Genomic DNA, 7644 nt, shown 5'->3' with positions numbered 1-7644 from the left:
AACATTTTAAGGAGCAAAAGATATAAGTGCATTATTTTTTTGAAAAAAATAATGCTGGGGAGGAATCACCCACCCCAACATTTATTATAGAGCCTATTTTTTTTGATTGACGGCGGCTTGTTCAAATGTTACATTCTATAATAGTTACAAAACATAACTAATTGACATAACCACCGAATTTATAAGAAGTGGAGGCTGAGGATGGATCGAAGAGTCCTGATTGAAACCATATTGACCTTGGTGCCGGTGCTGCACAAGAAATTCTCCAAAGATCTGGGCAGCTGTGAAATCACCCGGCAGCAAATGGAGCTGCTTTACTTCATCAACACGGAGGGCGAAAAGCCCATGTCGTATTATGGCAGCAAGCTGATGATCTCAAAACCAAATTTGACTGTTTTAGCAGACAAACTGATAGAAGAGGGTTACATTGAGCGGGTCTTGTCTCCGGCAGACCGCCGTGTGGTGATGCTGAGGCTCACTGTCAAAGGCAGGAATTTCTTTCAGCGGCAGCGCGCGCTGGTGACCGAGCTCATGCTCGAAAAACTTGAGGATTTTAGTGATCCTGAGATTACGAGACTTAACGAGCTATTTGGCGAAATTAAATCGATCTTCATGAAAAATGAAGGCACTGAAATGTAATGGAGGAATTCCTTTGATTAAGATATTTGGAAAGCATATTAAAGTCGCGCTCAGCGCAGCGGTGCTTGGGCTTTCAGTCCTGACCGTGGGGGCTTTGGCCACTGGGTGCAGCGCCACGCCGGACGCCGCTGAGGCACCTGAGGCTCAGGCCATTGCCGTCAGCGTCATTGAGGTTCAGAAGACCGGGATTGAAAACCTTCGAACAATAGTGGGTAAAACCCAGCCTGTTCAGGAGGTCAGCGTGTTCGCCAAAGTGCCGGGGACGGTTACGGAGGTCAAGACAGAGGTAGGACAGAAAGTCAATGAAGGTGAATTATTGCTTCGTATTGACGACAAAGACATCCGCCTTCAGGTGGAGCAAGCCAGGGCGGGGCTGGCTTCAGCACGGGCCAATCTGAACAGGACAAACGGGGGCGCGGCTGATCTGCAGCTTGCGCAGCTGAGGTCCAGTATGGCTCAGGCAGAGCTCATGTACCAGGATGCGGGTACAGCACTTGAGAGCTCAAAAGTTCTATTTGAGGCTGGCGCCATTTCTCAATTTGAGCTGGACTCAGCACAAACCCGTTTCAAGAATGCTGAAACCCAGTACCTCACCGCAAAAAAGGCGGTGGAGCTGACGGAATCCACTATAAACAAGGAGAATACTGCTGTCGCCAGTGCCCAGGTCCAGCAGGCTCAGGCTTCCTACGAATTGGCGAAAAGTCAGCTTGACAACACCAGCCTGAAGTCACCAATCGCGGGTATTGTTTCTGTGCGAAACGCCACTCAGGGTGAGCTCATTTCCGGTGGCGTCCCTGCGTTCACTATTGTGGACCTCTCTACGGTCGTCGTCGAAATCAGTGTTATGCAGGAGTTGGTCAACAAGGTAGCCATGGGTGACACCGTTGCGCTTGAAATCGCAGCGGCTGGTCCGGGCCCGTTCACTGGGACCGTCACCGCAGTCAGCCCAAGCGCTGACCCGCGCACCCAAGCCTATCTGATGAAGATTGAGGTCTCCAACACGGATGGCGCCATTAAAGGCGGGATGCTGGCTTCCGTCAGCCTTGCAACTGAATCCCGGGAAAGCGCTATAGTGGTGCCGCTGGACGCTGTTATAGATGACAACGGAAAGAACATTGTTTTCGTCGCTGAAGGGGACGTGGCTTCCCGCAGGGAAGTTGCCACTGGCCTATCGGATGGTGTCTATGTAGAAATTTCAGGTGGGGTCGCTGAAGGTGACAAGGTGATCATTAAAGGCCAAAGCTATCTGCAGGACAAAGCTAAAATCACAGTGGTCGAATAAGTGGAGAGGGAGGCGTTAAATTATGAACATTTCTGAACTCTCCATAAAGCGACCCGTCACAATCATCATGATGATGCTGATAGTGGTCGTCCTTGGTGTCGTCTCGTTCATGCGGGTTCCCATAGATCTGATGCCCAGCCTTGAAGTCCCCATAGCCATTGTCGTGACAAACTATGAGGGCGCGGGCCCCCAGGAGGTCGAAAACTTCGTCACCCGAAATGTCGAAAATGCGCTTGGGTCTGTCAACAACATGAAAAGCATTCAGTCCCAAACCTCTGAGGGCACTTCAGTGGTTATTGTGGAATTCAATGATGGCACGGATATGGATTTTGCGACGCTGCAAATGCGTGAGAAGATAGACCTGATCCGAGGTTTTCTTCCGGACGGGACCAATGACCCTATGGTGTTGAAGATGGATCCCAATATGCTTCCCATTGTGCAAATTGGTGTTTTTTCCACGACCAAGGATGACATTGATCTGAAGCGCTTTGTAGAAGATGTTGTCAAAATGCGCCTGGAGCGTCTTGACGGCGTAGGTTCCGTCAATGTCACCGGCGGCGTGGAACGTGAGATTAAGGTTGAGTTGGATCCTGACAAGCTTACAGGCTATGGCATCAGCTTCAATCAAGTCGTATCAGTGCTTCAGGCAGAGAATATCAATCTCCCTGGCGGCAGCGTAGAATACGGCAGCAAGAATCTTATTGTCAAGAGCATGGGTGAATTTCGCTCTGTTTCTGAGCTAAAAGATATTCCAATTACACTGCCCTCCGGTGGCGTCGTTTATCTTTACGATCTGGCCACCCTCCAGGATGGCCTGAAGTCGCAGTCCACCCTCACCAGAATGAATCAAGAAAACAGCGTTGGGGTGTCGGTGCAAAAGCAAACGGTCGCCAATACCGTCGCGGTTGTCAACCTGGTAAAGGATGAGGTAGAGCAGATAAAAAAGGACAACCCGGATATTGACATCCAGTTGGTTTTCGATCAGGGTCAGTTCGTCGAACTGGCCATCAGCAACGTCTCCACCAATGCAGTCATGGGCGCGGGCCTTGCGGTCCTCATCCTGTTCATTTTTCTTCGCAACCTCAGGACGACTTTGATTATTGGGATCGCGATCCCGGTCTCCATCATCACAACCTTTATCCTGATGTACCTGGCGGACACCACCCTGAATTTGATTTCCATGGGCGGCCTGGCCCTTGGTGTCGGTATGATGGTGGACAACTCCATTGTTGTCCTTGAAAACATCTTCAGACACCGCCAAAGGGGCGAAGGACGCTTCCACGCGGCCATCAAGGGTGCGAGGGAAGTGGGCGGCGCTATCACGGCCTCCACGCTGACCACGGTCGTCGTCTTTTTGCCAATTATCTTCACTGAGGGTCTGGCAGCCCAGATCTTTAAGGAAATGGCGCTGACGGTGACGTTCTCGCTGCTGGCTTCTTTGGCTGTAGCGCTGACCGTGGTGCCTATGCTGAGCTCGAAAATGCTGGCCATGGCAAAAACCAACAAGCCAAAACGGACCATTCTGGATGCTGTCTTTGACGGCTGGGAAAAGTTTTTCAATCAGGTGGACGCCTTTTACAAACGTGTTTTGATGGGCGCCCTCAAGCGCCGGAAGTTCACGGTGCTGGTGGCTCTGGTTATTCTCGTCACTTCTATTTTTGCGGTTCCGCTGATTGGCGTTGAGTTCATCCCGGCCACGGATCAGGGGCAGTTTACGGTGGACATTGCTTTGCCAGAGGGCACTCAGCTCTCAGATACCAATTTGCTTACGGCTCAGGTTGAAGGCATTCTGGCTGGGACGCCAGAGGTTGAGAAGCTGTTTACCACCGTGGGCGGCGGCGACAACATGATGATGTTGGCTGCTTCGGACTCTCACCTGGCTTCGATCAGCGCGACCCTAGTCCCTAAGGGAGACCGTAAGCTCAGTACGGGGGATGTCGTCGAATCCATCCGTAACCAGGTCAGGCTGATCCCGGGGGCAGAGATCAATGTCACTGAAGTCAGTATGATGATGGGTGGCGGCGCGTCTGGGATGGGCGGCGACGCCGTTGCGGTGGAAATCTCGGGCCATGACTTTGAGCAGCTGAGACTGATCGCCGCTGAGGTTGAACAGCAGATTCAGCGTGTTGAGGGCACCCGGCAAATCGAGTCCAGTATTGCCGATGGTCGCCCAGAAGCCCAAATCTTCGTCAACAAGCAAAAGGCTTCCCAGCACGGTGTAACGAATATCCAAGTAGCTTCTGCCATCAGGGCCGCCCTGCAGGGTCAAGTCGCTACCCGTTACAGGGTGGATGGCGACGAAATTGACATCCGGGTGCAGCTGCCGGAGGACCAGACCAACACCCTTGAACAGCTGAGGGATTTGAAGTTCACAGCGCCTACCGGTGCGGTGATGCTCCTTGGAGATCTGATAGAGGTCCAGATTGAGGAAGGCCCAGTCAGTATTGCACGAAAGAATCAGGTCCGTTACGTCACGGTGAGCGCGGAGCTTTACGACCGGGACGTCGGCAGCGCGTCTGATGAGCTCCAGGGTTACCTGCAAGAGCTGGCACTGCCGGAAGGATATGGAATCACGATTGGCGGTCAGTACCAGCAGATCGTGGATGCCTTTTCATCCCTGGTTCTGGCTCTTATCCTGTCGCTCCTGTTGATTTATATGGTCATGGCGGCGCAGTTTGAGTCGCTGATTCAACCGTTTATCATCATGTTCTCCGTGCCGCTGGCCTTTTCAGGCGCGGCCATTGGTCTGGCCCTCACTGGCAGGACCTTCAACGTGCCGGCGTTCATAGGGATTATCATGCTGTCGGGGATTGTCGTCAACAATGCCATCATTTTGATTGACTACATCAACCTGCTCAGGCATGACGGCAATGAGCGAAATGAAGCGATTATCAAAGCAGGGCCGACCCGTCTCAGGCCCATTCTCATGACGACCTTGACCACGGTCCTGGCTATGATTCCTATGTCGCTGGGCCTTGGAGAGGGCGGCGAGATGCAGGCGCCGCTTGCGACGGTCATCATCTTTGGCCTTTCCCTTTCCACCATGCTGACGCTGCTGATCGTTCCCGTGGTTTACACACTGTTTGACGATCTTGCTTTGTCGCTGAAGCGGCGGTTTGGGAAGGGCGCGCACCAGCATTGATTGAAAAACCGTGAGCAAACGTGCTTAGGGAAAAGGTGACAGCTTCAAAAATGTGAAAAACCAAGACCATCGGCAAAAATGGTCTTGGTTTTTTTATGGTTGTGGAAAGTGGGTGACAAGCGCCATGCTCAGGTTCACTGTACTTTTCCCATGACCTTATAAGTCCACCTCGTCCAGCTTGATGAGCTGGTAGGTTTCTATAAGGTCCATCAGTTTGACCGGGTATTTAGAGTCGGTGGCATAGCCGGCGCGTTTCAGGGCCCAGGCCCCCAGGCTGCTGTCGAACATGACAGTCCGGAAAGGCTCGTAGCGGGCGCCGGTGAGCAGGAAGCGCTTATGGTCCGCCCAGCTTTCGTTGGCGCTGTAGTAGGCTCTGAAGCTGGCGTCCACACGGAAGGCGACGCCGTTGTATTCCTCCCAGGTGTTGGAGACCACTGAGCCCGCCGGGCCTGTGCCTTTGATGCCGAAGAGGTTGGATGAGAGGCGGCCGGTGTATTTATCCACGGGAACACTTTGGCCCCAGCCAGTTTCAAGAATGGCTTGGGCGGTCTGCAGGGCCGCGGACATGCCGGACTCACGGAAGTCGTTGACTGCCAGGCTCGAGGCAAAGCCAAGGAATTTGCTTTTTTCAATAATGGGCTGAGGGCCGTAGAGCTTTCCGGTGTAAACGATGACGTTGACGGGATCAGTTTCTACCGCTTCGCCGGAGGCGGTTTTCGCGACGGCTTTGAGCTTCCAGAGGCCATCATCTCCTTGTGCAGGGGTATAGGTGAATTCTGTCGAGCTTTGAGCTACTTGCGGATCTGATGCTATTCCTGCACCACTTTGCAGTGTCGCTAAGATTTTCTGAGCACCCGTAGCGGCGTGGGTCATGACGTAGCGAAGCTCTGTGTACTCAAAGTTGGCCACTGAGCTGAGTTTTGCAGGCACGGTTGTGGTGATGACCTGATTTGGTCCTGCACCCCTCAGAAGCATTCTGTTGGAGCCGCTGAGGGTCACTGGGACCGAAGCGCTTTCGAACCACGCGCCGTCCATGCTTTGAACCCTCACCAGGAGCTCTCTGCTGCCGGAATAATCAAGTCCCGGGAACCAGGTATAGGCGCCATAAGGGATTCGAGCAAGATATTCCTGCTGCCCGGAAGCGGGATCAAGAAGAATGTACTCCGTCGCCTTGGCATCAAAGTTTCTGACGGCGATCAGCGAGACCGGTCCGTTAATGGTTTGACCGGCTTTGACACCACCCAGTGAAAGCTGCCTTGGCACCTCAACGGTCAGGGTTTGACTTTGGCTTGGGTAGGCCTGGTGCTTTTGGTCGTAGGCGGTGGCCTTAATCTCCACAACACCGTTAAATTCCATGGTTGGGGTCCAGGTAAAAGTGCCCAGTGGGTCTTGTACGTCTGTCTGGAAGACTTTGCCTGAGGCTTGGTGAACGATTTCATATTTCACGTAGGCCGCGCCAAAATTGAGACGTGTACTCAGGGAGACTTGGCCGATGGCAGGCTGGCCCACCGCCGGGCCCGTAACCTGCAGAGCTGCGGCAGGGCTCAATGACACGGTGACGGGTAGGGCATCTCCTCCAAGGAAGCGGCCTGCGGCGTCATAGAGGGCAGTGGCAAGAATCCTGGAGCCCTGATCCTGTATTTTGGGCTGCCAGGTATAGGCGGCGGTCAAGTCACTGCCTTGGGCAATCACGAGACCCTTACCTGTTGCTGGATCCACCAGCAGATAGTTGATTTTTTCCGCGCTCGCCGGCGGCTGAGCTGCAAAGCTTGCCTGCAGGTCTGTGGTGCCTTGGATCAGCGCGTTTGCCTTGACTGAGGTGAGCTTGATGTCGAAAAAGGCTTCGAGGTCTGCGCTTTTGTTTGAATCAACGCGCACGGTCCTTGTGCTTCCTTCCCAATCAATGCTTACGCCTAAGGCGTTGCTGATCAGGCGAAGGGGCACAAAGGTCCGGTCTTGGTGGATAAAGGGCTGGACGTCACTGAACTGGTAATATTTTTGGCCGTCTAAAGTATAGTCCACGAGGCTGCGGTCAATTCTGAGAAGGATCCGTCGGCTGCCCTTTTCAATAAGAACGGAGCGGTCCGCGGCGTTCCAGGTGACCTCGGCGCCCAGTGATTCAGAGACTACTCTGAGCGGTACGACAGTGCGGTCGTTACGGATCATGGGTGCGGGATCTGCGGTGATGGTCCTGTCGTCTATGATCAGGGTTACGGTGGGCGTGCTGTTGGCGGTGTTAACCGTGGCAGCAAAAGCCGGCGGCGTGATGCCCAGGGAGGCTGCCAGGGCGAGGGCACCTGTCAGTGAGGCCGTCAGCAGGCCGGATATGAGGGCGCGCTTAAAGGGGTGTGGTTTGCTGATAGAACTATAGCTCATGTCGAAAATTCCTCCCAATTATGTTTCTGAGTGTTGTGGGGATGTGGGGCGGTGACCATCGGCAAAAAAATATGGCTTAAGCGTAGGACGGAAACAAGTGGTAAAAAGTTTCATGAACTCTCAACCATAATAACATTTTTGCATGGCTGGGGTGGGGTTAAAAGACGCCCGGATAGCTGCCTTGCTGGAAAAAAGTCAGCGTATC

Annotated in this window: 4 protein-coding genes; 3 read left to right on the top strand and 1 reads right to left on the bottom strand. The window is 53.3% G+C overall.

From position 1 onward, the window contains the following. The first annotated feature begins 201 nt into the window (after positions 1–201). The 3 genes from BLP63_RS09500 to BLP63_RS09490 are packed head-to-tail and all read left to right on the top strand — an operon-like array spanning position 202 to position 5063. A complete protein-coding gene (locus tag BLP63_RS09500) occupies positions 202–639 on the top strand; it encodes a MarR family winged helix-turn-helix transcriptional regulator (RefSeq protein WP_092590894.1) in 438 nt (145 codons plus the stop codon). Between the two features lie 13 nt (positions 640–652). After that, positions 653–1921: an efflux RND transporter periplasmic adaptor subunit gene (locus tag BLP63_RS09495; RefSeq protein WP_170829386.1), complete on the top strand. Its 1269-nt coding sequence runs from the start codon at positions 653–655 to the stop codon at positions 1919–1921. A gap of 22 nt (positions 1922–1943) precedes the next feature. After that, positions 1944–5063, top strand: coding sequence for an efflux RND transporter permease subunit (locus BLP63_RS09490; protein ID WP_092590890.1), 3120 nt, complete (start codon positions 1944–1946; stop codon positions 5061–5063). 156 nt (positions 5064–5219) lie between these two features. On the opposite strand, the gene BLP63_RS09485 is transcribed toward BLP63_RS09490, so the two are convergent. Then, positions 5220–7439, bottom strand: a complete 2220-nt coding sequence (locus BLP63_RS09485; RefSeq protein WP_092590888.1) for a stalk domain-containing protein — start codon at positions 7437–7439, stop codon at positions 5220–5222. Positions 7440–7644: the final 205 nt, after the last annotated feature.

Origin of the sequence: Acidaminobacter hydrogenoformans DSM 2784, from assembly GCF_900103005.1 — a bacterium.
GTDB lineage: Bacteria > Bacillota > Clostridia > Peptostreptococcales > Acidaminobacteraceae > Acidaminobacter > Acidaminobacter hydrogenoformans.
Note: the sequence above shows the minus strand (reverse complement) of the source record. Positions and strands in the feature narration are given on the sequence as shown.

Excerpts from the sequence above, each read along its gene's own strand:
- BLP63_RS09500 (WP_092590894.1), top strand. The coding sequence starts at position 202 with ATGGATCGAAGAGTCCTGATTGAAACCATATTGACCTTGGTGCCGGTG.
- BLP63_RS09490 (WP_092590890.1), top strand. The coding sequence starts at position 1,944 with ATGAACATTTCTGAACTCTCCATAAAGCGACCCGTCACAATCATCATG.
- BLP63_RS09485 (WP_092590888.1), bottom strand. The coding sequence starts at position 7,439 with ATGAGCTATAGTTCTATCAGCAAACCACACCCCTTTAAGCGCGCCCTC.